The sequence below is a fragment of the Alicyclobacillus sacchari genome, assembly GCF_004366795.1.
Lineage (GTDB): Bacteria > Bacillota > Bacilli > Alicyclobacillales > Alicyclobacillaceae > Alicyclobacillus > Alicyclobacillus sacchari.
Genome location: NZ_SORF01000007.1, coordinates 46,720 through 72,322, shown reverse-complemented (window position 1 = coordinate 72,322; position 25,603 = coordinate 46,720). Strand labels below are relative to the sequence as shown.

21 protein-coding genes are annotated in these 25,603 nt (G+C 54.8%); 10 read left to right on the top strand and 11 right to left on the bottom strand.

All coding sequences use genetic code 11. The features are described 5' to 3' along the window. Positions 1-19: 19 nt before the first annotated feature. Positions 20-2,059 (bottom strand): YhgE/Pip family protein, encoded by a 2,040-nt coding sequence (locus tag C7445_RS08515; protein WP_134159646.1) that lies wholly within the window; start codon positions 2,057-2,059, stop codon positions 20-22. A gap of 22 nt (positions 2,060-2,081) precedes the next feature. Then, a complete protein-coding gene (locus C7445_RS08510; RefSeq protein ID WP_134159645.1) occupies positions 2,082-2,672 on the bottom strand; it encodes a TetR/AcrR family transcriptional regulator in 591 nt (196 codons plus the stop codon). Between the two features lie 155 nt (positions 2,673-2,827). Here C7445_RS08510 and pcp point away from each other — a divergent pair, with 155 nt between their 5' ends. Continuing rightward, positions 2,828-3,466, top strand: coding sequence for a pyroglutamyl-peptidase I (pcp, locus tag C7445_RS08505; RefSeq protein ID WP_134159644.1), 639 nt, complete (start codon positions 2,828-2,830; stop codon positions 3,464-3,466). Between the two features lie 18 nt (positions 3,467-3,484). Here pcp and C7445_RS08500 read toward each other — a convergent pair whose 3' ends face one another. Beyond that, positions 3,485-5,101, bottom strand: a complete 1,617-nt coding sequence (locus C7445_RS08500; protein WP_134159643.1) for a gamma-glutamyltransferase family protein — start codon at positions 5,099-5,101, stop codon at positions 3,485-3,487. Between the two features lie 27 nt (positions 5,102-5,128). After that, entirely contained in the window at positions 5,129-6,373 is a 1,245-nt protein-coding gene (locus C7445_RS08495; protein ID WP_134159642.1) for an aminopeptidase, read from the bottom strand. 204 nt (positions 6,374-6,577) lie between these two features. Here C7445_RS08495 and C7445_RS08490 point away from each other — a divergent pair, with 204 nt between their 5' ends. Genes C7445_RS08490 through C7445_RS08475 form a run of 4 tightly spaced genes read left to right on the top strand, consistent with a single transcriptional unit; the run spans position 6,578 to position 10,538 of the window. Next, positions 6,578-7,513, top strand: coding sequence for a carbohydrate ABC transporter permease (locus C7445_RS08490; RefSeq protein ID WP_243835072.1), 936 nt, complete (start codon positions 6,578-6,580; stop codon positions 7,511-7,513). Next, positions 7,513-8,352: a carbohydrate ABC transporter permease gene (locus tag C7445_RS08485; protein WP_243835071.1), complete on the top strand. Its 840-nt coding sequence runs from the start codon at positions 7,513-7,515 to the stop codon at positions 8,350-8,352. The genes C7445_RS08490 and C7445_RS08485 overlap by 1 nt, the downstream gene beginning before the upstream one ends. A 52-nt stretch (positions 8,353-8,404) precedes the next feature. Beyond that, positions 8,405-9,754 (top strand): ABC transporter substrate-binding protein, encoded by a 1,350-nt coding sequence (locus C7445_RS08480; protein WP_134159641.1) that lies wholly within the window; start codon positions 8,405-8,407, stop codon positions 9,752-9,754. A gap of 31 nt (positions 9,755-9,785) precedes the next feature. Beyond that, the gene (locus C7445_RS08475) at positions 9,786-10,538 is read left to right on the top strand and encodes a glycerophosphodiester phosphodiesterase (RefSeq protein ID WP_134159640.1); all 753 of its coding nucleotides are present in this window, start codon (positions 9,786-9,788) and stop codon (positions 10,536-10,538) included. 172 nt (positions 10,539-10,710) lie between these two features. On the opposite strand, the gene C7445_RS08470 is transcribed toward C7445_RS08475, so the two are convergent. Next, entirely contained in the window at positions 10,711-12,135 is a 1,425-nt protein-coding gene (locus C7445_RS08470) for an NAD(P)/FAD-dependent oxidoreductase (RefSeq protein ID WP_134159639.1), read from the bottom strand. A 210-nt stretch (positions 12,136-12,345) separates the two neighbouring features. Here C7445_RS08470 and C7445_RS08465 point away from each other — a divergent pair, with 210 nt between their 5' ends. After that, entirely contained in the window at positions 12,346-12,699 is a 354-nt protein-coding gene (locus tag C7445_RS08465; RefSeq protein ID WP_134159638.1) for a DUF4406 domain-containing protein, read from the top strand. Between the two features lie 25 nt (positions 12,700-12,724). Here the strand turns inward: C7445_RS08465 and C7445_RS08460 are convergent, their stop codons facing one another. Together C7445_RS08460 and C7445_RS08455 are read right to left on the bottom strand one after the other, a co-directional pair. Beyond that, a complete protein-coding gene (locus C7445_RS08460; RefSeq protein WP_134159637.1) occupies positions 12,725-13,321 on the bottom strand; it encodes a thymidine kinase in 597 nt (198 codons plus the stop codon). A gap of 26 nt (positions 13,322-13,347) precedes the next feature. Further along, the gene (locus tag C7445_RS08455) at positions 13,348-14,286 is read right to left on the bottom strand and encodes an oxidoreductase (protein WP_134159636.1); all 939 of its coding nucleotides are present in this window, start codon (positions 14,284-14,286) and stop codon (positions 13,348-13,350) included. A gap of 160 nt (positions 14,287-14,446) precedes the next feature. Between C7445_RS08455 and C7445_RS08450 the strand changes: the two genes are divergently transcribed. Beyond that, entirely contained in the window at positions 14,447-15,574 is a 1,128-nt protein-coding gene (locus tag C7445_RS08450; protein WP_134159635.1) for a transglutaminase-like domain-containing protein, read from the top strand. Here the strand turns inward: C7445_RS08450 and C7445_RS08445 are convergent. The 3 genes from C7445_RS08445 to gmk form a co-directional block, all read right to left on the bottom strand. Then, positions 15,559-17,508 carry a sensor histidine kinase gene (locus C7445_RS08445; protein ID WP_243835070.1) on the bottom strand — a complete coding sequence of 650 codons (1,950 nt, stop codon included), beginning with the start codon at positions 17,506-17,508 and terminating at the stop codon, positions 15,559-15,561. The two genes, C7445_RS08450 and C7445_RS08445, sit on opposite strands and share 16 nt — an antisense overlap. Positions 17,509-17,573: 65 nt before the next feature. Further along, on the bottom strand, positions 17,574-19,319 hold the full coding sequence (locus tag C7445_RS08440; RefSeq protein ID WP_134159634.1) for a putative bifunctional diguanylate cyclase/phosphodiesterase: 1,746 nt from the start codon (positions 19,317-19,319) through the stop codon (positions 17,574-17,576). Positions 19,320-19,424: 105 nt separating this feature from the next. Next, positions 19,425-20,213: a guanylate kinase gene (gmk, locus tag C7445_RS08435; RefSeq protein ID WP_134159633.1), complete on the bottom strand. Its 789-nt coding sequence runs from the start codon at positions 20,211-20,213 to the stop codon at positions 19,425-19,427. A gap of 164 nt (positions 20,214-20,377) precedes the next feature. Between gmk and C7445_RS08430 the strand changes: the two genes are divergently transcribed. Together C7445_RS08430 and C7445_RS08425 are read left to right on the top strand one after the other, a co-directional pair. Further along, complete coding sequence (locus C7445_RS08430) at positions 20,378-21,664, top strand: APC family permease (protein ID WP_134159632.1); 1,287 nt, start codon at positions 20,378-20,380, stop codon at positions 21,662-21,664. A gap of 527 nt (positions 21,665-22,191) precedes the next feature. Then, a complete protein-coding gene (locus C7445_RS08425) occupies positions 22,192-23,382 on the top strand; it encodes a glycosyltransferase (protein ID WP_134159631.1) in 1,191 nt (396 codons plus the stop codon). On the opposite strand, the gene C7445_RS08420 is transcribed toward C7445_RS08425, so the two are convergent. Beyond that, positions 23,379-24,137 carry a trigger factor gene (locus tag C7445_RS08420; protein ID WP_134159630.1) on the bottom strand — a complete coding sequence of 253 codons (759 nt, stop codon included), beginning with the start codon at positions 24,135-24,137 and terminating at the stop codon, positions 23,379-23,381. The two genes, C7445_RS08425 and C7445_RS08420, sit on opposite strands and share 4 nt — an antisense overlap. 155 nt (positions 24,138-24,292) lie before the next feature. Here C7445_RS08420 and C7445_RS08415 point away from each other — a divergent pair, with 155 nt between their 5' ends. Beyond that, the gene (locus C7445_RS08415) at positions 24,293-25,420 is read left to right on the top strand and encodes an FUSC family protein (protein ID WP_134159629.1); all 1,128 of its coding nucleotides are present in this window, start codon (positions 24,293-24,295) and stop codon (positions 25,418-25,420) included. Positions 25,421-25,603: the final 183 nt, after the last annotated feature.

Sequence of the window (25,603 nt, the reverse complement as noted above, 5' to 3'; positions counted from 1 at the left end):
TGAACAACTTCCTGTGCGATCACGCTTCCAAAGCGGCTGCTTTGCCTGTCGTCGTCCCTTTGTACTGCCTGCGATACATGACAGCAAAAAAGGCAAACGAAAGGACCAAAAACACAACTCCGTAGGCCGTCAAACGCCAGATGTCTGTCGTCATGGCCGCAGAATTGCCGCCGCCGATGATATATCGGAAACCATCCACTGTGTAATGCATGGGCAGCCAGGGCCCCAATTTTTGAAAGAACGTTGGCGACAGAACGACCGGATAGGTTCCGGAACTGCTCGTCAACTGCAAAATCAACAGAACCACTCCGACAAATCGGCCCGGATTTTGCATGGCTGCGACAAAGAACAACAGGATCGCAGCAAACACCAAACTCGTCAAGAGCGAGAACAACACGAACCAAAGGGGATGACTCGTATGCACGCCTAAGCCTGCCAACAGCACGAAATCGGCAATACCAGCTTGCACAATCGCCATGCCGCCAATCATGAGCCACTTTGAGGAAAACCACGAGAGACCGGACGACGGGATTGCCGGCGGATCGCGAAACGATATGATCACGCTCATCAGCAAGACGCCGACATAGAGCCCCAGTGACAAGAAATATGGCGCAAATCCATTCCCATACGTGTTGATGTTGCCCGCCTCGACCTGATGTACGCCCACCGGATTGGCAATTGCATTGACGAGCTGTGTATGGTGTATGGCAGGCATCGACTGTGCAGCCGTGTGCAAACGTGAAGCAAGTGTTTCGGCACCGGATGCCACCGACGCAACGCCACTCGTATAGCGCCCAACGCCCTGTTGCAGACCCTGAGTGCCAGCAGCCAACTGCACCGCTCCGCGCTGTAAACTGCTGATGCCAGCGGCAAGCTGGTTTGCACCAATGGCGATCCGCTGCTCACCCAATGCAAGTTGTTGTGCGCCAGAAGCTGCCTTGGCGGTACCCGCGCTCAACGCCTCGCTTCCCTGCGCCACTTGTTCCGCGCCGCCAGCCAACTTTTGGGCACTCGTGGCAAGCGACTGGTTTGCCGCCGCCACTTGGGCAGATCCGGCTGCAACTTGCTGGCTTGCTGTGAGCAACGTCTGAAACTGAGGAGACGAGGCCAATGCTGGATTTGCCTTGGCCAGTTCCGCAAGGCCGTCCGCAACCTGTTTGGCGCCTCCAGCAACTTGGTTGGCTCCCGTCGCCGCGCGATTTGCACCGGACGCCAAGGCTGTCGATCCTGATTGCAACTGCCCGACTCCCGTCTGAACCTGGGCTGCACCTCGTGACAACTGCACCATGGAATCTGCTAACTGTGCCGCCGCATGCTGCGTTTGAGCGACCCCTGATGCCAACTGACCTGCGGCCGTGGTTGCGGTTTGCAACTTGTTAGCAAGTGTAACGCCCCCACTGGCCACCTGCTTGGCACCACGTACAAGCGATCCCCCCGCCGCCTGAAGCTTGCCGGCTCCAGCGGCAACCTGGGAAGCCCCCGTGCTCGCGGCGCGAAGCCCCGACTGCGCCGAAACGAGACCACTCACCACATTCTCTGCATACGATCGTGCCAGTTGGCTGGCCGTTTGTTCTTCCAGCTTCACCATCGCGTTACGCCCAACAATGCCCGCAATATAGTTGTGCCTGTCATTGGTGACGCTTTCGATGGTCGGCTGTGGCGCGCCCGGCGTCGTTGCAGCATTTGCTGCGTCCTGCGAGAAATCGGGTGGAATCGTGATCGCCATGATATAGGTACCGTTCAACATACCTTGTTGTGCCTGCTTTGCATCGACGATCCGCCAACCTAAGTTATGATCGGTTTGAAGACGATTCACCATTTGTGCACCGGCGTCAATACGATGTCCATTGAACGTCGCGCCGCGGTCTTCATTCACAACCGCTACAGGCAATCGTTCCAGGTGCCCGTATGGATTCCAAAACGCCCATAAAAATGTGGCGGCATATAGTACAGGGATCAAGAGAATCCCGACAACTTGAATTCGATTGCGCCAACTTGCAAGGTTCCACGATAGCTCTCGTCCGATGGTGGACCAGAAACCGAATCCTTCCGTTTCCATGCTCGCCCTCCCCCGTTCCTCGTCATCGAATCTTCGCCATTTTGGATGGATTGCGCAGACCGTCGGCAAAAAGTTGATGGAACAGGGCAATAAGGCTCTCGTTGGACAACGGTTCGTGCGCATCAGCCCAATCGTTGACCAACGCCGTATACGTCCGCAAAAGCACGAACGCAACGACCTCCGGATCACACGTCCTGACATCCCCTTCTGCGATGCCTCGTTCCAAATACCCTTTCAAATAGTCGACGATCGACCGCTCGACCTGTCGCAACCCAGAACGAGCCGGCTCCGTGCCGAACTGGCGCACCTCCTGCGCAAGTTTCGCAAATACGGCATGTTCCTTGCGAAAGGCGACCACACGGCGTAAACCGCGCTCCAGGTTATCGAAAAAATCGGCGTCTTCCCGCAACTCGGCTTCTACGGCCTCGCGCAGGCGCACGATTAATTGTTGCAACATGTTCCCAAATAACGCTTCTTTGCTTGGGAAGTGGATGTAAATAGCCCCTTTGCTGATACCCGCAAGACGGGCCACTTGTTCCATTGTCGTCGCTTTATACCCGAATTCGGAAAATGCATGTGTTGCGGCCGCCTCAATTTTCTCGCGCAACTCCACCAAGTTCACTCCTTTATGCTTCGCAATGACCAAAATTCCAATTCAGTCAACCAGTCAGAAAAAGTATACGACGGGACATGGATAAGGTAAAGCGCGGTTGCCCAAAAAGGGATTACAGCCTGATTCAAGGAATATAGTCATGAGGAGGGATGCGGATGGAAACCGTTTTATTGACAGGATTTGAACCGTTTCAGGGAGAGGCCCTCAATCCCTCGTGGGAAATTGCCCGCACGCTTAGCGGCGAAACGGTCGCAAACCGTTTCCGCATTGTAGCCAAACGCCTGCCGACGGCATTTTCCACGGCGGCTGACGAACTGTACAGCGCGATCGAAAACGCTCGCCCACGTGCCATTATCTGCCTCGGCGAAGCCGGCGGCCGGACACAACTTACGCCAGAGCGTGTCGCGGTAAACATCATTGACGCGCGAATTCCGGACAACGCGGGCGCACAGCCTCAGGACGAACCGATTGCGCATGACGGACCTGTCGGATACTTCTCTTTGCTCCCGCTTCGGTCTATGGTCGATGCGATCCGGGCTGCAGGCGCTCCAGCCGAGATTTCCGATACAGCCGGAACGTTTGTGTGCAATTATGTGTTTTACAAGTTGTTGCATCACATTCACACGTACAACTTGCCCATCACCGGGGGGTTTCTGCATGTGCCCTACATGACGGAGCAAGTGCTCATGAAAAAGGCGCCCGGCCTGCCGCTTGACTTGATGGCGAAAGGCGTGCGTGCCGCCGTCGAAGCCGTCGTGCAGAGTTTTCCCGAGCGCCCGACTTTGATGTGTTAAGGGTTGGTTGAAGTTTGCTTATAAAATGGAAATGGCACCGTCCGTACGCGGCTCCGTCCCGCCTGCCAGCACACCCTGTGTGTCGCGCCAAATGATTTGACCGCGTCCAAAGGGCGTGGGATCATCGGTCACTTCAACATCGTGCCCTCGATCCACAAGCGCCTGAATCGCCTCAATTCCCACTGCCCGCTCCACCAGCACGCGCTTCCCGGTCAGCCACTGCCAGCGCGGCGCATCGAGAGCGGCTTGGGGATTGCGGCAGAGATCGAGGGCTTGGCTTACAACCTGAACATGCCCCTGTGGTTGCATAAACCCACCCATGACGCCAAACGGGCCGACTGCCTGACCCCCTTGCGTCAAGAAGCCAGGAATGATGGTGTGATAAGGGCGCCTTTGAGGTGCAAGAGCGTTTGGATGGTTTGGATCCATCGCGAAGTTGTGACCTCGGTTCTGCAGCGACACGCCCGTACCCGGTACGACGATACCGGATCCAAAGCCCATGTAGTTGCTTTGGATGAAGGACACCATGTTACCCTCGCCATCTGCCGTGCACAGATACACGGTGCCACCTGGCTGTGGCCGCGAAGGCGGCAGAATCAAGGCCTCGTCGCCGATGCGTGAGCGCAAGCCGGCGATGAAATCATCTGCCAACAACTCGCTTGGCGGGCGGCGCATCGCTGCCGGATCGGCAATCTCCGTAAGGCCTACTGAAAAAGCGAGTTTCACAGCTTCGATCTGCACATGGGTGCGAGTCTCCGGCGACATGCCGGCGACATCGAGTCCCTCCAGAATCGCGAAGGCCATGAGGGCAACAATCCCCTGGCCATTGGGCGGAAGCTCCCAAACGTCATAGCCTCGATAGCGAACAGAGAGCGGCTCGACCCATTCCGGTGCGAACGCCGCAAGATCAGAGGCGCGCAACAATCCACCTGTATCCTTTGCAAACTGGTCGATCCGCTCGGCAATCTCGCCTTCGTAAAACGCTCGCGCCCCGCTCTCCGCAATGGCCTTTAGCGTTTGTGCTGCATCAGGATTGCGAAAACACGCACCGGCTTGCGGCGACTCCCCATTGGGGGCAAAAAGTTTAAAAAATGGATCATGTTCAGTGCCAGAGAGATGGTTCTTGTAAAGTTCCATCGCACGACGCCAGTTGGCCGACGTGACAGGGGCCACAGGAAATCCGTCTTCAGCATACCCAATGGCTGGTGCAAGCGCTTCCTGCAAGGGCACTCGGCCAAAACGTTCAGACAGTGCCGCCCAAGCGCCGGGGGCACCTGGCACAGTGACCGGCAACCAACCATGCATCGGCAGTTCGTGGAGCCCCCGCTCCGCAAGTGCATCAAACGATAGCCGCCGCGGCGACCTACCACTGCTATTTAAACCGTACATTTTCCCCTCGTGCCAGACGATGGCGAAGGCATCGCTGCCAATGCCGTTCGACGTCGGCTCGACAATGGCCAGCGCAGCCGCGGCGGCAACCGCCGCATCCACGGCGTTGCCACCACGGCGCAACACCTCCACACCGGCTGCAGATGCCAGTGGCTGTGACGTCGCGATCATGCCGCCGCGCGCATAGACGACCGTACGCCGCGACGGATATGGATACTGTGTGCTATCAAAAGAAAGACTCCCCATCCCTATGCCTCCCGACAAAACGGTCTTTCAGACGGCCCCGTTTGCCCAACGCCCCTTGCGAAAGACGGGTACCGTGCTGCCATCGAACAACTCCGCATCGATATCGAGATCGGCTGAGCCAATCATGAAATCGACGTGCATGAGACTATCGTTAAGTCCTCGGCCTTCCCATTCGTTTGCGGCCAGATCGTGACCACCTGCGACGAGCGGATACGCGCGGCCAATCGCAAGGTGGCAGGACGCATTCTCATCGAACAGCGTGTTGTAGAAGATTTGATTCATCTCAGCGATGGGGGAATCAATTGGCACCAAGGCAACCTCCCCAAGATAGTGACTGCCTTCGTCCGCCTCGATGATGCCCTGCAGCGCATCCTGTCCCTTTTCCGCACTGTACTCGACAATACGCCCCCGCTCAAAACGCAGGCGAATTCCCTCGATGAGCGATCCATTATGGTTCAACGGCATCGTGCTGGTCACCGTACCATGAACACCGGTCTTCTTCGGTGCGGTGTAGACTTCTTCCGTTGGGATGTTGGCGACAAAACGTACACCCTTTCGATCCGGATGTCCGGCCGCCGCAAAGTAATGGCCTTCCGCAAGCTCAATGGCCAAATCCGTACCCGGTGCACGATAACGCAATGTCCGAATGCGCAAACCATTCAACCATTGCGCGCGGCGCTGCAAATTCTGAATATGGTTCTCCCAATCGGCAATCGGGTCATCACCAGTGGCCCGCGCCGCTTTTAGAATGTCTTGCCATAAAGCGTTTAGCCGCTCTGTCTTCGGCAGTTCACCGTGCACGGCATCCGCCCATGCAGTCGTCGGCGCCGATGCCAATGTCCAACGATGAATGTCACTCGTGCGCTCGTTGTCAAATGCACGGAAGGTTTCACGAATCGCTCGTTCCGCCGTTTCCACGCGATCCGCAGGTACACCGTTGTACAAGTTCGGATCGCTTGCCGGAATGGCGATATACGCGGCACCGAGTTTGGCGAGCTTCTCGACCCAGGCCAACTGCCACTTCGCACGCTCGCGCAAGAGACTGAGATCGCCCCGTGCCACCGTTTCACGCTGCCACCATTCGTCTCCCCAATCGACCTGGACGAAGCTGGCACCGGCATCGTAAGCCGCCGCAACCAGCTTGCGCGCAAACTCAATGTGTTCCGGGTACACCTGCCTACGTCCAAAGCCAATGACCAAGGGCTGCCCCGGCTGCAAATTCACACCGATGCGAACGATGAGATCGGCGTACTTCCGCTGTAAGTCTGTCAAGATGTGTCCGCCCCTTTTACCGATGCTGAAATGCTACATTTCAAGAACGCCCTGCACTCACTATAACAAATTCGCCTATTTTACGAGACCTTTACTGAAACGCAATCGATGGTTGATAACCATTTCAAAAACAACGCGTACACTCAAGGCCGGATCGGTCTTGATAACCATTTCTCTTGCTATGCCTAAAGGAGGGGTATCGGGTTGAGCAGAGCTCTCACAGGCGTCCTTGCCAGTCAGCCGCGAGTGCGCCGGCAGATTGCGCGGCAAATCCAGTCTTCGACTCAGGGCTGGTTCATGATGTTGCCCGCTCTCGCGTTCTTGACACTGTTCGTGTTCATCCCCATGGCGTATGTGGTCTATCTGAGCATGTTTCAATCAAATCTTCTCACTCCAAAGCCAAGGTTTGTCGGCTGGGAGAACTACATTCACCTGCTGACCGCACCCGATTTTGCCCAAGCGCTGACAAACACCGCAGTGCTCGCCGCGGGCATGTTGCTGTTGTCGTTGCCCCTTGCACTCATCCTGGCCATGTTGGTGAACATGCGACTTTGGGGAACAAGAGTCTACCGCACCGTCCTCTTCGGCCCGTATGTCATTCCATTGGTCGGCTCGGGTCTCATGTTCACCTTGCTGTTCAATACGGACGGTGGGCTTGTCAACCGGATCGTCGAGATATTTGGGGGACAACCCATCGATTGGCTTGGTGGCCGCCGATCCGCACTCGCGGCGGTTCTCATCCTCTCAGTTTGGCAGTACACGGGATACTACATGCTCGTCTTTCTTGCGGGTCTGCAAAATGTGCCACAACACCTGCGGGAATCCTGCCAGGTCGACGGAGGTGGCCGCTGGTCGACATTGCGCCATGTGACACTTCCCGCAATGGCCCCAACTGTGTTCTTTGCCATCGTCATCTGCCTCATTCAGACCTTTCAGACGTTTGACCAAGTCTACGTCATGACCGCCGGCGGCCCCGATGGTGCCTCCACCACGCTTGCCTATTACATCTTCGAGAAGGGATTTCAAATGTACGACATCGGCACTTCTTCTGCTGCTTCTGTCGTCCTACTTGCCATGCTGGCACTCTTAACCTGGCTGCAAGTCTACATGCGCTATCGCTGGGTGGGGGAGGAATCGTGATGCACACCAAACGCCTGCGTAGCACAATGGCTCGTGGCGGAGCGCACATCGTATTGATCATCCTCTGCGTGATGTGTGCAACCCCGTTGTTCTGGATGATTCGCACGGCGCTCGCACCGAACGCCGACATCCTCTCGGCACGTTTGTGGCCAAAGCACCTGGTCTTAGGCAACTTCGCCACAGCGTGGCACGCGCAACCGTTCCTCTTGTTTTTATGCAACAGCCTGATCACCAACCTGGTGATTGTGGCTTGTCAACTTGGGACATCAGCCCTCGCGGCCTATTCGCTCGTCTTCATTCCCTATCGGGGCAAGCGACTGCTCTTTTTCGGCATTCTGCTCGCCATGATGGTGCCCATGCAGGCGACCTTCGTCCCCATCTACAGCATGCTTTCGGCATTCCATCTCATCAATACGTACGGCGCGCTGATCCTTCCCTTCGCCGGTTCTGCATTCGGCGTCTTTCTCATGCGTCAAGGGTTTCTGTCAATCCCGAAGGATATGGTGCAAGCGGCGCGCGTCGACGGTGCAAACGAATGGCGGATCCTCGTAAACATTGTCCTACCGCATGCCAAACCCACCATCGCAACCCTCGTGCTGCTTGATTTCGTGTACCACTACAACAGCCTGTTTTGGCCGCTCATCGCGACCAACACAAACAACATGCGGGTCGTTCCAGTCGCATTGTCGTACTTCCTGACACAGGACGCGGGCCAAACTCTGCAATGGAACCTCGCCATGGCGTTTGACGTATTTGCGATCGTCCCTGTCGTCATCCTATTCCTGCTTGGCCAACGTTATTTCGTGCAAGGCGTGGCAGGCGTTTCCCTGAAGGGCTGAAGAAAACGACACGCCCGCATATGAACACATAGAATAAGGAGTGTATTGGTAAATGAACAACTTACGACGTCCCCTCGTCTATTTGGGAGTGACATGCACAGCGGGAATCCTGGCCACGGGTTGTGGTGCAACGAACTCAACGCCTTCAACGATTACGCGATCCGCAGCGCATAAATCGGACCAATCTGCCACGGGAGCGGCGAGTCAGACCCCCATCACCATCGCCTTCTGGTACGGCGTCAGCAACAATCTGAGCAACGACATTCAACAAATGGTTGCCGAATTCAACCGCACACATCCAAACATTCGAGTCGTCGCCACGTATGAAGGTAGTTATTCAGGAGGTGGTGAGGAACAGCAAAAACTTCTCGCGGCCATCAAAGCGGGCGACCCGCCTGCCATCGCACAAATCGAAGTTCATGCCATGCCTTTGTTTGCTGCGAGCGGTCAGCTGCTGGATCTCACTTCGCGATTGCAGACGAGTCCTATCGACAAGCCCAGCAACTTCCTTGACGGCATTCTCGTCTCAACACAGTACCAAGGCCGATATTTTGGCGTGCCATTTAATCGCAGCGTACCCGTGCTGTATTACAACGAGACGCTGTTTCGGCAAGCAGGCATCGCCCACCCACCGACGAACTGGTCGCAACTAATATCAGACGCCAAAGCGCTGACGAAGGGCACAGGCAATCACAAGATATACGGTTTTTCACCACTGGTCGACTGGTGGTCCTGGGAATATGCGGTCGGGTCAAGCGGCGGATCCGTGCTCTCGACGAACTTGACGAAAGCGACATTTGCCAAACCCAATGCGTTGACCATCCTGAATGCACAAGCCCAGTTGGTCAAGGATGGGGATGCCAAGGTCGAGACCGGCCCAAATACATGGGATCTCATGACGCAGGATTTTATCAATGGCGAAGTAGCTATGGATATTGATTCGATTGGAAGTGCTGGCAAGGTTGCGTCGGGCGTCGGATCGAAATTCACATGGGGAACGGCGTTGCTGCCACGTGGAAAGACCCTCGCTGTGCCTCCCGGAGGTGGCGATCTCGCCATTCTCAAGGGCGTTTCCCCGGCCCAACTACAAGCCGCCTGGACGTTTATCCAATGGTGGACGGCTCCGGCACAGTCCGTCAAGTGGTCGATGGAAACAGGGTACCTGCCTGTGCAGAAAGCTGACTTGTCGAACCAAACGTATGAGTCGTTCATCGCCAATCACCCGCAATACAGAACGGCGATCGATGAATTGAAATACGAGCAACCCTCGCCTGCATCGCCAGCGTACCTCGCGGTGCTGGAACAAGTACAGCAAGCACTGGAAGGCATCTTTGACGAGGGGAAACCTGTCGCTCAAACCATGGAGCAAACGGCGGAACAAGTGGACCAAAACTTGCGCTGACGAAACGTTGTCAGCCTATGGAGGATGGACGATGAACATAGAGGCATTGCTTCAAGCGGACGACATGCTGTGGATCGCACATCGCGGGGCAAAGTCGGAGTGTCCCGAAAATACCTTACCTGCCTTCATACGAGCTGTGGAGATGGGGGCCGATATGATCGAGCTCGACGTGCGCTTGGCCGGCGACGGCTCGCTCGTCATTCTCCACGATCCAACCCTGAACCGGACGACCAACGGCAAAGGTGCTGTCAGCGACATGACGCTCGCACAAATCCGCCAATACGACGCCGGCGCATGGTTTGACCTACGCTTTCAAGGGACGCTCGTCCCGACGCTGGACGAAGTGCTCGCGGCCCTCCCCAACACATGCTTAAACATCGAACTGAAAACCGATTCGACCGCTCGCGCCCAAGCCCTCGTCCGCCGCGTATTGGGCTGCATCTACCGTCACGGCGCAGCAGGACGCGTCCTTCTGTCATCGTTCGATCACGCCGCGCTCGCCGATGTACGTGCGCTCGATCCGACTATTGCCTTAGGCGCCCTCTTCGTTGGCCGCCCCTGGCCCCCCTTCGATCTCGCCGAGACCTTGCGCCTTTCCAGTCTGCACCCTGACGTCGAACACCTCGATCCTCATTTTGTCGCACAAGCCAAAGGGCAAGGCTATGCCGTGTTCGCTTGGACTGTGCGCAGCAAAGAAGATTTATCACACTGCGTGCAAGCAGGCGTCTCCGGTGTCATTCTTGACGACTTGACCTATCAACACGCCGCATCGTCACCCATCTGAGACAATGAACTCGAATCTCGTACCATCGTAAAACGAGAAGCCATGAAGCACAGACAGCAGGGGATGACTCGATGCACAAGCCGTCGCCAAGGAGCGATATGCTACTTTAACGGCAGCGGCCATTCGGGGCACGTCTCACGATGATTCGCGCACCAAGATCAGGGCGGCTGGGTCACAGCCGCCCGAGCAACTGCCTCGCGACGTGCACACCGCTGCTCGCCGCCTGCGAAATGCCCCTTGAAATACCCGGCCCATCTCCGGCGCAGTACAGTCCATCGATGCGCGTCTGCAGGTCCTTGCCAACATCCGCCCGCGCGGCGTAAAACTTCGCCTCCACCCCGTAGAACAAGGTGTGATCGCTCGCAATACCCGGCGTCACCTGATCGAGAGCCTCAATCATCTCTTGCAATGCCAGCATCGTCTTGTACGGCAGAACAAGGCCGAGATCGCCCGGTACCGCTTCCTTCAGAGTTGGTTCGACGAAACCTTCCCGAATGCGCTGTTCTGTACTGCGGCGCCCTTTGCGAATATCGCCATACTTCTGAACGATAATGGAACCGTTGGATAGTTCGTTCGCTTGATGACAGATGCTTTTCGCAAATTCATTCGGTCGGTCAAACGGTTCTGTAAAGCGATGGCTGACCAGGAGTGCAAAGTTCGTATTGCGGGACCCGAGCGCCGGATCATGGTACGCGTGACCGTTTGCAGCCATCACACCGGTGTGATTTTCGACGACGACGTGACCAGACGGGTTGCTGCAGAACGTGCGCACCATTAGCCCCGTCGCCGGCGATTGGTAAAGGAATTTCCCTTCATAGAGATGATCGTTAATCTCTTGCATCACAACGTTGCTCGTCTCGACACGAACACCGATGTCCACCTGATTGTTTGTCATACGCAATTTGTGTCGCCGGAACAAATCGGACAACCAGGTCGCCCCATCGCGTCCTGGCGCGAGCAGGACGAATCTGGCACGGACTTCTTCGCCGCCACGGAGGACGACCCCCGCAATTCGCTCCTCTTCGACAAGCAAATCGTCCACAAACGTCCGGAAGCGAAGATCTATGCGCTGTGCGAGGTGATGAAAAATGGCGTTCATCAACTCGAGATTCATGTCTGTACCAATATGGCGCACTCGCGCCCGCAGCAATTTAAGCCCCGCCGCCATCGCACGCCGCTCGATGGCGGCAACGGCCGGCGTCGACGGATCTGTGATGACATCTGGCGCACCGTGCTTCAAATTGATGGCATCCACGTATTCGATCAGCGACAGAACTTCGGACGACGGCAGATATTCTGTGAGATACCCGCCAAATTCGGCCGTAATGTTAAACTTCCCGTCGCTGAAGCTACCCGCGCCCCCCGCACCGTTGATGACTCCACACGCCGGCCAACAACTTGCATATGTCTTGATTTTGTTCGCTGGTGGGCATTTGTCGATGCGCCCCTCCATAATTGGACAATGCCTGTACTTCGCTTCGACGCCTTTATCGATCATCAGCACCCGTGCTTGCGGAGCTTTCTCCGCCAGTTCATACGCGGCGTAAATACCCGCAGGCCCAGCACCGACGATAATCACATCATAGTTATCCGCCATCCAAACCCCTCCTGTTCGGAGACTGACCATCCGCAGTGATGAACCATAGCATCCCGAACATTAATGTTCAAACGTTGTGCATCGTTCGGATGAACAACCTTCGTCATTATAGCGGTTACAGCTTTAAGGTCAAGAGGGAGTCGGCAGTTTGACACACGAACATATGTTCTGTATAGTGATTTGCATCCAGCGAAACGGAGGTCATTGGGAATGAAACGAGTGTATCTATCTGGACCCATGACAGGGTTGCCTGACTTGAACCGTCCAGCGTTTTTCGAGGCCGCCACGAAACTGCGCAAGTACGGGCACGAGGTTATGAATCCTGCCGAATTGTGTGGTGTCGACGAAGCATGGACGAGCGCAATGCGCAAAGACATTCGTCTGCTCATGGATGCCGACTGTGTCGTTACGTTGCCTGGTTGGGAACATTCGCGCGGTGCACGGCTTGAAGTGTATGTGGCGAGCCAACTCGAGATGCCAGTCTATTCAATATCGACGTTTGTACGCCTTTGTGCACATACCATTGAGGATGTTGGCGTGCGCCAACTGGCGCTGGATGTCTAGAAAAGGGAGACGCCAGTCATGCGGATTATAAGTCAGGGGCCCGCATCAGCCCATCGATGTCTGGATGGAAATAATGTTTGCGGCATACAGACTTGTACAAATCATTGCCCCCGACTTCGATTTGTTCCCCAGCGTACACCGGTTTGCCGTCTTTAAACTTTAAAATCATCGTCGCCTTGCGGTCACATCCAGGATTCGCACATATGGTCTTGATTTCCTCGATGCGATCCGCCCATAAAATGGCCGCCTCGCTACCTTCAAATAGCTGATTGCGATAGTCTTTCAAGAGGCCGTACGCAATCACGGGAATATCGAGATCGTCCGCGATGCGTGCTAGTTGGCGAACGTGGTAGGCACGCAAAAATTGTACTTCATCCACGAGAACACAATCGGGGGGATCGCACTGTACAACTTCGTACAGATTCGTGTCATCGTCAACGACGATGGCCTGCTTCGCAATGCCGACACGCGAAGCAATCACGCCTCGCCCATAGCGATCATCCAAAGCAGGCGTGAACAATGTGACTCGCTTCCCCTGTTCCTCGTAACTGTGGGCAACGGTCAACAATTGAATTGATTTGCTGGCATTCATCTGCCCAAATCGGTAATACAGTTTTGCCAAGTTGCAAGATCCCCTTCTGTTTCAAGCTACATGTCATCCGCCAGTGCAATCCAATCGTCCACGTCGATATTCGAGAGCTCGAGGGACACATCCCAGAGACATTGGGCGGCATCGACATCATAAGAAGCCTCGCTCGAGCGAACAACGCCTGGATAGCCGCGCATACCACCCAAGGGGCCGATGTATTCACCACCGACCAAGTCGGGATACGTCGCCGCGTACAGTGTTGGCAAGGCGCCCATATCACTCGGTTGAGCAAAACGATTCGCAAAGCGTGCAAATGGACGAACCCATCTGGAACGTGCAAACATGCCATTGTCCAACAGCGACGTCGCGGCGAAGCCGGGATGCGCTGCCATACTTTGTATTGCCAATCCTCGTCTTTGCACGCGCCGTTGCAACTCATAGGTGAACAACAAATTGGCCAACTTGCTCTGCGCGTAACTGGTAAACCGCCGATATCTACCATGCCCACGAAGATATGAAATGTCCAGAGCTTTGGCCATCGTATGCGCCATGCTGCTGACCGTAACCACACGTGCACCACGGCCGCTGCACAACGTGGGCAAGAGCCGTAATGTGAGAGCGAAATGACCAATATGGTTGGTACCAAACTGCAACTCCAGGCCTTGCCGCGTGGTTTGATAGGAAGGCGCCATGACACCCGCGTTGTTGATGAGCAGGTTTACCTTTACCTCTTGCGCCGTCACGTCTTCGGCAAATGCCTGTACCGAGCGTAAATCCGCGAGATCGAGCCGCTTCACGGCGACGTTCGCGTGCGGAATCTCCGAAAGGATGCGATTTTTGGCCATTTCCCCGCGATCCAAGTTGCGCACAGCAAGAATGACCCTCGCGTGGCGTGCGGCTAAGGCCTTGGCCGCTTCCCACCCAATACCACTGTTCGCACCTGTCACAATCGCGGTTGTCCCCTGCATGCTTGGCATGCGATCTATTGTCCAATCCATAGCGGCCCTCCCGTCTTGCGGGCACTTACAAATCACCATCTAATACTACTGCAATCCATCCCTGGCGGATAGACTGGAAAATGAACAACCATGCGTACTGCATTCATCCGCGCTACAATGACGACTATCCACACAAAACCCGGAAAGGAGGACTGCGGCCATGTATGATTGGTTGACAATCGTTCTCGTCGGATGTGTCATCATCTCTGCTGTGCTCGGTTTCGCGCGGGGCTTCACCCGCGAACTACGAACGACAATCGCCCAGATCATGAATATCGCGATCGCTTGCTTTTCCGGTTGGCTCGCCTGGCGTCTTAGCGGCTACGTTCAACAGTGGATGATCCATCCTGCCCGCACCGCCCACTTTCCCACATGGCTTACACACCTAGCCATAGCATGGCAACAAGCACCGCGCATGGGCAACTTGATCTGTTTTGCCGCGCTGTACCTCGTCCTTTCCAATTTCATCATGGCCATCGTGCGTCCAATAGGGAGCATGATATTTGCAAGATCGCAACGCACACCAGACATGTTCGGACGTATCGGCGGCGGAGGCATCGGTGCCATCGCAGGGTCCATTCGCGCGATGGCACTAGGCGCCTGCATTTTCCTTGCAACGCAATACTTGTCGCTACCCGCTCTCGCACAGGCGACAAACGCCTCCACTCCTTACACGATACTTGAACGCGACGTCTACAAACCATGGCTACAGCCGTTTGCCACACGTGAATTGCCTGTTCTTGCACAGGGTGCGTTACATCCCATCGCCGACAACATCTCGCTGTTTGCGATCCCGACGCCAGGCGCCGCCACGGAGACCGGTATCCTGATTGTTCCAAAAGCAGTTGCCGAGAAGGCACGACAGATCACCAAAGGAGACACGACACCAGAGCAAAAAGCCCGGGCATTGTACGAATGGGAAATCCACCATATCTCTTACAACTGGGCCAAATACGACGACTATGTGGAGCACGGTAAATGGGATGCTCAATCTCCTTTGCAGACCCTGAAAACCGGCAAAGGCGTCTGTGCCGATTTTGCCCTGTTGTACGCCGATATGGCCCATACCTGTGGTCTCACCGTGCGGATTGACGAAGGCTTGGGCGGTATCGCAGGGAATGAAGGGAGCCACGCTTGGAACGAAGTTTACCTACCGAACGAGCATCGCTGGATGCTCATCGACACCACGTGGGGCTCGGAGCAGGATGTTTGGTTCGACGTTCCACCTGCACAGTTCGACCAAACCCACCACGCAGAGACGTCCATCACGTTTTATGCCTCGTCTTGAACGACGCCGTCGATGAGCGGCAGGCGCATTCGCATGCGGGTGCCGCCAGGTCCGCTGTCGACGACTTCAATTGTTCCGCCATGTGCAATCGCGACCAAACCACTGAACGTCAGACCGAGCCCAAGCCCGTTTTTCTTCGTCGAACTATAGGGCATGAAAATAGAATCCCAGCGCTCCCTTGGAATGCCCACTCCCGTATCCACGACATCCAGGAGCAACTGTTCCCCTTGCACACCTGTTTCAAGGCGAACTTGGCGCACGGGTGCAGTTTCAGGTATCGCATCCATCGCGTTTTTCAACAAATTGACGATGGCGGCGAACAGTTTGTCGGCGTCGACCTCCAACTCGACGCGGCCCATCGCTGTCCGATTGTCCAGCGTCAAGTTGATGCCTTTGGCCTCCATCATCGGTCGACACATCCCCGCTGCATCGCTCACGATGGCAAGGATGTCGGCCCGTTTGACAGACAATCGGCCATGTTTAAGGAAGCTCGTGAACTCGCGGGAAACGCGATTCGCATAGTCAGAGGCCGCATGCATACGCTCGACGATCTCAATCGCCTTGCTGTTGAGCCCCGGTTGGACGCGCGGCAACAGTTCCGACATCTGGCGGATCGCCGCCAGGGGGGTACCGAGCTCGTGCACCAACGCGTGCGTTGCCATCACGAGATAATCCATCCCCTTGCCGCGCTCGCGAAGGGAAAGCTCGCGCAGATAACCAACCAACTTACGCGACATTTCATTGACGTGATCGGCCAATACGCCAATCTCGTCCGAACGGTGCACCTGCACCTGAGCCTCGAAATTGCGATCCGCAATCTCGTCCACGGCCTTTGTGATACGACGCAGTGGCTTCGCAATCAGATCCGACCCTAAGTAACTCAATAAAGCGGTGGCAAACAGCAATATGGCGGAAACGACCACCAGATTGTGGATGAGGAGCGTCAAGGTACTGCTGATGACGCGATAATCAGTCACCACTTCGACAACATAGCGAGTGCCTCGTACACTCTCCGGGATAAACGTCTTTAATACGCTGTGTCCGGACGCGCTATCGATCACACTCACCGTTCGATTGGAGCGGAGCGCTGTATTTTTCGACTTCACGTCCACCGCCATGTTACGGTATTTGTAATCGCCGTACATCACTGGCTCGTTGGCGACGTCCACCCACGACGTACCATGGTATGAATACCGAATTGGGGTCTGGCCGAACGTGCGATTCAACACCGCGATGGCTAGCACATCCGAATCCGCTGCCTGAATGTGCCGGATTGCCGTATTGACGCCTACTTCCTGTTCGTAACCGGGTATCGATGTCGAGACGTAGAAAGGATCAATGATGTAGTCGGTAGTCCCATCATAGTAGTAACCCCATTTATCTACTTTGGACGGGTCGGACGTGGCGTTGGAGAACGGGCCTGACCAGTAGTCCTTCGCTGCGGTGCCATAGCTGGAGGCCTGCGGATGCCCAGCCAGGAGATCGCGAAAGGCAATGTACCATTTGCCCATTCCTTTCGTGGAAAGGCCGATTTCCCGGGGATCTGTAGAACGCACACCGACGATGTCGCCGGCAGTCGGCTGAAACAAGGTGATGCCGCTAACGCCCAACTGTGCTGCGATCCTCTGTAACTGGCGATTGGTGACTTCCGCAACATGTCGCGGAAGTTGTTCCTCAATGGCGATGGAGGCAATCCTGAGCTCATTGCCAAGCAAATTGTCGATGTACGCTTCGCCAGTCTGTGATGAGGCAATCTCCAGGTCAATTTGATGAGCGAGCAACTCGGTCTGCTTCACAGCGTTATTGAGCAATTGCGTTCGAGTCGTGCTGTAAAACAGCGTGTCGCTCAGCAGTGCGATGAGCAACATCGCCCCAAACAGGATGGCCATGATCTTATACCGCAACGAGAAACGGACGCGGGTCCTGCGATCCACGTTAGCCTCCACCCCCTCCAATGCCTGCCCATAGCATAGCAGGCCCATCTGGAATCTGTGGAGTCTTATTTCCTGGATGCGGAACCCAACGTAAACACCTGTAGAAAGTCCCGGAGATGCAAGGGTCGACTGAACAGATAACCTTGGAAGACGTCGCATCCGCGATCGCGAAGCCACGTACCATGCAAATCCGTCTCAACGCCTTCAGCGACAACCACGGCACCCAGATGATGAGCGAGGTCGATGATGCTGGAAACGATAATTTCGCATTTGGGATCCAATCCTATGTAACGCACGAACGACTGGTCAATTTTCAGGATATCCGGCGCGAGATCCCGAAAATAGCGAAATGACGAGTATCCTGTGCCAAAATCGTCAATGGCCAAGAGATGCCCGTTATCCTGAAGAGACTGCAATACGGAGAGGCGTCGCCCGGAATCGGCGAAAACGCTTTCCGTCACTTCGAATACGATGCGCTGTGGCGCTATCCCATAGTTTCCCAAGACAGTGTGGATATTTCGCAAAAAGTCGGGATGATCCAGTTGGCGCACGGAGCAATTGACGGAGATCGGGATATTCGCCGCGGCAAGTATATCGTTCTGGACCAAGTCGCGACACACTGTCCCCAACACACGCAAACCGAGCTTGTGAATGAGCCCTAACTCTTCTGCGATAGGAATGAATGTTCCTGGGGAACATGGATATTCTGGATCATTCCAACGAGCCAAGGCTTCCGCACCCACGACATTCCCCAAACGATCAAACTTCGGCTGATAAACCACGCCAATCTGCCCTTTGTCAAGTGCCTCCATAAGGCGAAAGTACAGCGAATGTTTCTCTTCCATGCCACGTTTCAAGCTCGGTGTGTACCATGTACTGTTGAGCGATGCTTCCCCTGCTGTGTGCAGGGCAAGCAACGACTGGTGCAAGAGTTCGACAAAAGCCATCTTTGTCCCGTCTTCCGATTCTCCATGGACAGCGACACCAAATCTAGCCTGCAGCCGAAAGTTGAAATCTCGTACCTGTATTGGTTGCTCCACTAAAAAGGTAAGAAAGCTGAGCACCGTTTGGTCGATCCCTGCTGTGCGCAAGGCCACAACAAACTCGTCCGTCGCCACACGCGCCACGTATGACTTAGGCAGTGCCCTCTGCACGCGCATCAAAAGTTGGTGGAAAACCTCGTTCATCACCTCGTCCCCGTAACTATCCCGGAGACCTATGAACTTGTTCAATCCTACTGCGACCACCGAGACCTGTGTGCCTGTTTGACTTTGCAGCGACATAAGCTTTGCGTGCAGCCAGTGCTCGTTAGGAAAGCCTGTCCCCCTGTCGAAAAAAGGGCGATCCGCCAATTTCCGCACAGCACCGATGCGTTCGCCATACGGTCTGCAGGTGAACACCCAGAATTGCTTATCGTCCTCGGCGAAGTGGCTCACTGCTGTTTCAAAGGAAACAACACTTCCATCCCTATGTACGTGTGGTACTTCTACAGGCAACTCGGCCTCGCCCTGATGACACACCTCGCGCAAAACGTGGTGCGCATCTGGATGAACAATACACAAACCGCTTTGTCCAACCAACTCTTGTGGCTCATAGCCCAGTTCCCGACACAGCACGTCGTTTACAGCGGCAATCGACAGCAAACGCCCCGATCCATCTTCAAGGCACACGTATACCGCTTCTGGCAGATGTCGCATCACGCTATGTGAATTCAGAATATGCCCAAGCCCTGCATGCGTGTAAAACGTACCATCTTGCCGAACCCGAACCGCAGCGCTGGTTCGTGCATCGCCGGTGCGCTGTTGCGTCATAACCTTCCTCCCAGGGCAGGTCCGTCATCACTTCCCATCGGGAACCCTTTCGACATGGTTCGAGCAAGTTCCTCTCTGACGGTTGCGCGATCGCAAGAAAACCCCCTATGCACGCTTGCGCGTACACGTCCGGATAATTTGAGCAAGCTCTGCCGTCGCCGTGGGGATATCGTCGTTGAAAATAAGGTAGTCGAATTGATCACTGAGCGATTCTTCGTACTTCAAGCGATCCATCCGAATACGAATGTCGGCTTCTGCATCGCCGCGGCCATATAACCGACCCTCGAGATCGTTCAACGAAGTCGGACGCACGTAAATTAATACGACGCGATCGCCAAACGCCTTCTTCATGTTCAGGGCGCCATTGACGTCGATGTCCTTAATCACGATGTTACCTTCATCCAGCGCGCGCTCGTACGTCAGTAGATGCGTACCGTAATAATTGCCGTGGATGGATTCGTACTCGAGAAACTCACCGCGATCCGCCATCGCCATAAATTCTTCCGTCGATACAAAGTAATACGGATTTCCATTGCGTTCGCCCGGCCGCATTGGACGCGTTGCAAACGACGGGATAAAGGTCAAACCGAGATCGTAACGATCGCGCAACGAATTGATGAGCGTGTTTTTACCGGCCCCAGACGGCCCCGACAGAATAAACAATAGCCCTTTCGTCTCGTGCTCCCCCTTTGGCTCGTAGCTCATCAAGTCGGACAGCGCGCATTGCAAGGCATCACAAATGCTTTGCAAAACTTTGAGATCGACCCGAGAGATCTCGTTTTTCTTGATGGCATAGAGCGTGTTTTTATTGACGCCGGAACGCTTCATCAGATCGGGAATCTTCCAATTGCGTTCGAACAATAACCGATCAAGATGAAATTGCACTTTGTGCACACGAACACATCCCCGTTTGAAGTTTCCATCCAGTATACACACTTCCGGCGAACAAGTACATGTATCATTGGAATTTCATCGTCATTGTGATTTTGCACGAGTCGCGCTAGACTACGCTTATCAGGATGCGCACGAACATTTCGTCATAGAAAGGTCGACCCGCCATGCCAGAAAGGCCATTCTCTCCTCTCCCACAGACGAAACCGCTTTCCACCCTGGATTTGATCGTTTTTGGAGCTGTGTTGATGGTACCTATCGCGCCGATGTCCATGTACGTGTACATCGCACAGCAAAGCGGCGGGCACAGTTGGCTTGTCATCCTCCTTGGATGGTTCGGCGCTTGTCTTACGGCATACGCCTATCGGCGCCTTGCCCGCGCATTCCCCGGAGGCTCCATCTACAGTTACGTCGGTCATGCTCTGCAAAGCGATATCGGATGGATCGCCGCTTGGATTATCCTGGCGGACTACCTGTTCGTGCCGGCGACACTGTATGCCAATTGCTCCAGCCTGATCGGCGAGTACTTGCCGCAAGTCCCCAACTGGACATGGTATGCGCTGCTCAGCGTCATCAATCTGACGCTTGGCATGTTGCCTATCCGACGACAAATCCGCATCTATGCACTGGTACTCGTCTGCGAACTGATCGCTCTCTTCACTTTTGTCGTCGCTGCACTGCACGCTTTACCACATGCGAGTGCGCCGCCCAGCACACCTGTACCCGTTGGCCCGAATCGGTTGCTGTCACTTGTATCCGTCGGCGTGATTGGCTTTCTTGGCTTCGACGGTATAAGTACACTCGATGGTGAAGCGGATCGTCCGACACGATCCGTGGGACAGGCGACGACCTGGGTCGCAGCAGGCATGGGCCTTGTGTTCCTGCTACAATGCGCACTTGCCGGTGCCATCCATCCCAACTACGCCACACTGGACCCGGCGACAGGCTTTTTCGATCTGGCTCGTTCTATCGGCGGCCCGTTCAGCGGCTGGTTGCTCATCACGGTGTCTCTACTGGGATCCGGTATTGTGAACGCAAGCGCAGGGCAAGTTGCGGCTTCGCGCGTTTTGGGCGTGCTAGGTCAACACACCCAGCCAAAGTTGTCGGCAAGTCCTCTCCCCCTGCAAAAAGTTACGATGCCCGTCATATCGCTTCTTTCTTTTGTTGTAGCCACTTTCTTGCCCTTACAAACACTGAACGCGTTTGTCTCGTTTGGGGCGTTTACGGCTTTCATCATGATTCACGCATCTTTGTTTTATCGGTTCTATCTCCTAGGAGAGAAAGGGACGAAGCGGTTTTTGGATGGCGTAATCGCCATCTTAGGCTTACTCGTTATGATTGTGGCGCTTGTTTGCGAAGAGTCGCCGTGGCTCGTGCTCAAACTGGGCGTCCTCTGGTTGCTCTTGGGTGTAGCAATCTGGGCCGTACGCACGTGGCGTGAGGCTGAAACTTGACCCGAGACGTACGAAAAACCGCCCGTACCGTCCTATGGACGCCGATTGGGCGGCTTTTTATCATCAGCGTTTGAAACAAACCGTAACCCATAATCAGTGCGCATGGGTGTATCAACCGATGTCTCCGATACAAGCTGACCCGCGCCCGCCACCAGACGATTGTGTAAGTCCCACCAGTCTACCTTCACAGCACCGTTTTCGGACCAAGTACCTGGATTCTGCGGATACCCGTGAACACCGACATCATTCATTTTCGATCCGGCGATCTTTCACACAGTCGGATTCCACGGTTGCGGCGACTGATTGACGGGATCTTTACCGTCCGGATACGAAGTAGCCCCACCCTTTATGGTGGAGTCATCCAGACCATTGCCGTGTGCCGCTAGCACGGCGCCAACTTGGATAGTCGGGTCCGCCTTCTTCATATCCTGAATAACGATAGAATGAGACTATGATTGCAGTAATTCCTGTAACCTTCCATTTTGCTAGACTATAAACTGCATACATCGCATAGGACGGTGAGCGACATGCCATGGTTTGCAGAAATAATTTCATCTATCACGTTCATAGCATGGCTGTTCCTGCTGCTGTGCAGGGGCTTGTATTGGCGAATGGATGATAGACTCACGGCCACGGTCGCCGATGATTTGTGTGGACCCAGCAAATGGCCGAAAGTGTGTGCGGTGGTACCGGCCCGCAACGAGGCAGCAGTTTTACCCGAAACGCTGCCGTCACTTTTGCTTCAGGATTACCCGGGTGAGTTTCAAATTATCTTGGTGGACGATCACAGCGAAGACGAAACTAGCGATGTCGCCCGCGCAATTGCACAGACATTTCGACGTGCGGATCGATTGCAGATTGTCAAGGCACATCCTCTACCAAACGGTTGGGCCGGGAAGGTTTGGGCGATGCAGAACGGACTGCGCCATGTCCCTGCGGATGCTGAATACATACTGTTTACTGACGCTGACATCCGGCACCCTGCGTCGTCACTGTCATCTCTCGTAAGACATGCAAGGAAGCGGAGAAGAGATGCTGTTTCCTTGATGGTGCGCCTGCACGTGAAGTCCAAATGGGAGACCCTTCTGATCCCGGCCTTCGTCTACTTCTTCGCGAAGTTGTACCCGTTTCGTTGGGTCGCAAACGACAAGCGAAAGACGGCGGCGGCGGCAGGTGGCTGTATTCTAGTGCGACGCGAACTCGTGCAATCTGAGGAAGGGCTGACGCCCATAGCGGGCGCCGTGATCGACGACTGCTCATTGGCAAAACTCATTCAGTCCCGCGGTGGCAGACTGTGGCTGGGACTTGGCGATGACGTGATGAGTGTCCGTCGTTATGCAACGTTGGCAGAAATTTGGGATATGGTGGCACGTACCGCGTTCGTCCAGTTGAACTACTCCGTGTGGCTTTTGATCGGCACCGTGATTGGCATGATATTGCTCTATCTAGCGCCTATTGTTACAGGTATTGCAGGCGTCTGTCTCGCCCTTTCGGGATATACTGGTTGGATTTGGACGGGTATCCTTGGCCTTGCCGCATGGTGCATCATGTCGTGTACGTTTGTGCCGATTCTTCGCTGGTATCAGCTTTCACCGTGGCGGGCCATCGCATTACCCGCCGCTGGCTTCCTGTATACGCTGATGACCGCCGATTCTGCGATCCGATTCTGGCAACGACGGGCTGGCGCGTGGAAGGGACGACCGTATGAAATTCCCTAGGCCTGTCTGGCTGGTGCTTTCACGCGTCGGCGGTAGACCCACCGCTCAGCGTCTTCGATATCCCGCTCATCAAACTGACCGATGACCAGTCGTTCAGGGCTGTCTTCACAGCCAGCCAACCGCAGCTTGTGCCGCAAAGCCAGGAAACGTCGCCGTTTTTCGCGCACCGAAGGAACTGATTGCAGAGTCTCATCCAGAGCGTCCCAGGATCGGCCTAGCCTGTCGTACATAATGATCATCCAATAATCGCAGATTTGGAAAGGCGTTGCCTCGTCGGTTCCTGGCGAGGCCAACTCCATCCACAGTTCGTCACCGGTATACGGAATCCGCTCAATCAGCTGCAGATCCTTTCCCCCACAAACCTTGCGATACGCTTCATTCAAAACCGACGCGTCAATCTCCACATCGATTTTACCAAGATATTCGTAAAAATCGGACCACCGAGACATCATGCGTCGTGCATTGTCTAAGGTCAAATGGAATCGCTCTCCGTCGATGATATGACTCTCTATCCATTCCAAAGCCAATGAATATTCCCACCATGGAAGCTCCGCCAAATCATCGATACCAGTGCGTTCGAGATACATCATCAAAGCCTCCAGATCGCCCCAGGCCCAATCCAGTTCATCGCTCCGCTTTGCAAAGTACAATGTGTTTAGGTAAGAGACTACCCACCGTTCTGGAAAACACCGAACGTCGCCACGCCCACGGTAAAAGTCACGGACCTGGCGCATCACTTCGCTCATACGACTCATGCAAAATTCCCTCCAGCACCACTCTATCTATATTATAACAAATCGCAACGCTTACAAATTTGCACTGTGCTACGAGAAGGGTCACAATGATGTAGCGTAAATCAAAAGCTACCTTTCCCTAAACGATACACCCTTCGACCGCGAGGTATATCAAAATGAACAAACCAAAGAGATATCCCAAACTACCAGTGCGCTTAGATCAACCGACCACAACTGAGGCATTGACGCACGATTCACCCAAATTGCATCATGCGTTTCTGGTGAGAAAAGCGCCATGGCCTTGGCGTCGGGCCATTGGCGCAGGTCTGTGCCTTTTTGTCCCGCTGTTAACAGCAACTTTAGCCCACCGACCACTATGGGGATTGCTTGCAACCATCGGCGGCTTCACGGGTATCTATACCGCTGCCATCCCCTTGCGGCGATTGGCACTCAAACTGGCCATCGTCGCGCTGGGACTGTCGATATCGCTTGGACTCGGGACGGTTAGCGCGGGATCGCCTGGAACCATTGCTATCGTTTTCGCCTTCGTTGGGGGATGCGCTACCTTTCTCTGCGGATCACTGCAAGTTGCGCCACCGGGACCGTTCTTTTTCATCATGGCCTGTGCCATAGGCACCGGTATGCCGGTTGAGCCAACATTGGCACCAGAGCGTATGGGTATCGCATTGATTGGCGGCACGATCGCATGGATCATTTCGATGGCCATCGCCTGGGGTTTATCTTTGCGCCAACCACACCACCAAACCGAACCTGCAAAACATTTGATGCGCAGAGCACCGGTCCAGATCGCAGCCGCGCGACTGCGGCTGGCCATTCACGTGCGTTCACCGTATATGATGGCAGGAATCCGAATGGCAGTCGGTATATGTTGTGCAGTACTCTTTGCATATGCACTCGGAAACACACGTCCGTACTGGGTACCTATTGGTTGCGCGGCCACCTTGATCGGCACGACGGTCATGGGGACTATCCACCGCGCTATGCAGAGAGCGTTGGGTACAACGTTAGGGGTTTTCATCGCAGGCGCCATCTTGTCGATACACCCCTCGTATATCGTGCTAGCGTGTATTGTGTTTGCCCTGCAAACGGTGACTGAATTGCTCATTCCACGCAATTATGGCCTGGCCGTCATATTCATTACGCCACTCGCGTTGACCATTACAGAGATTGCACGAGTCGGCATGAGCGTTCCTGCGCTTATTCACGCAAGGTTCATCGATACACTAGTCGGGTGTGGTATTGGATTGGTCATTCGCTTGCTGTGGTGGTTACCTGAGAAATAGGTAACCACCTTCTCCGTGAATATTTCCCGGCAAATATCGACGAATGATTCCCCCATATTCGTTAACCCGTCAATCGTCGACAGATCATGGGTTGAAAAATATATAGTATTTTTCATAAATCGACCCATTTCGACAGCATTCGCCCTTTGGACATGCTATTGTCATGTTGTCGGTGTCGGATTT

What these genes read in the sequence shown, in the direction of transcription:
- C7445_RS08480 (WP_134159641.1), top strand. Translation starts at nt 8,405, where the DNA reads ATGAACAACTTACGACGTCCCCTCGTCTATTTGGGAGTGACATGCACA.
- C7445_RS08465 (WP_134159638.1), top strand. Translation starts at nt 12,346, where the DNA reads ATGAAACGAGTGTATCTATCTGGACCCATGACAGGGTTGCCTGACTTG.
- C7445_RS08430 (WP_134159632.1), top strand. Translation starts at nt 20,378, where the DNA reads ATGCCAGAAAGGCCATTCTCTCCTCTCCCACAGACGAAACCGCTTTCC.
- C7445_RS08515 (WP_134159646.1), bottom strand. Translation starts at nt 2,059, where the DNA reads ATGGAAACGGAAGGATTCGGTTTCTGGTCCACCATCGGACGAGAGCTA.
- C7445_RS08470 (WP_134159639.1), bottom strand. Translation starts at nt 12,135, where the DNA reads ATGGCGGATAACTATGATGTGATTATCGTCGGTGCTGGGCCTGCGGGT.
- C7445_RS08425 (WP_134159631.1), top strand. Translation starts at nt 22,192, where the DNA reads ATGCCATGGTTTGCAGAAATAATTTCATCTATCACGTTCATAGCATGG.
- C7445_RS08455 (WP_134159636.1), bottom strand. Translation starts at nt 14,286, where the DNA reads ATGGATTGGACAATAGATCGCATGCCAAGCATGCAGGGGACAACCGCG.
- C7445_RS08415 (WP_134159629.1), top strand. Translation starts at nt 24,293, where the DNA reads ATGAACAAACCAAAGAGATATCCCAAACTACCAGTGCGCTTAGATCAA.
- C7445_RS08500 (WP_134159643.1), bottom strand. Translation starts at nt 5,101, where the DNA reads ATGGGGAGTCTTTCTTTTGATAGCACACAGTATCCATATCCGTCGCGG.
- C7445_RS08475 (WP_134159640.1), top strand. Translation starts at nt 9,786, where the DNA reads ATGAACATAGAGGCATTGCTTCAAGCGGACGACATGCTGTGGATCGCA.
- C7445_RS08485 (WP_243835071.1), top strand. Translation starts at nt 7,513, where the DNA reads ATGCACACCAAACGCCTGCGTAGCACAATGGCTCGTGGCGGAGCGCAC.
- C7445_RS08420 (WP_134159630.1), bottom strand. Translation starts at nt 24,137, where the DNA reads ATGAGTCGTATGAGCGAAGTGATGCGCCAGGTCCGTGACTTTTACCGT.
- C7445_RS08450 (WP_134159635.1), top strand. Translation starts at nt 14,447, where the DNA reads ATGTATGATTGGTTGACAATCGTTCTCGTCGGATGTGTCATCATCTCT.
- C7445_RS08440 (WP_134159634.1), bottom strand. Translation starts at nt 19,319, where the DNA reads ATGACGCAACAGCGCACCGGCGATGCACGAACCAGCGCTGCGGTTCGG.
- pcp (WP_134159644.1), top strand. Translation starts at nt 2,828, where the DNA reads ATGGAAACCGTTTTATTGACAGGATTTGAACCGTTTCAGGGAGAGGCC.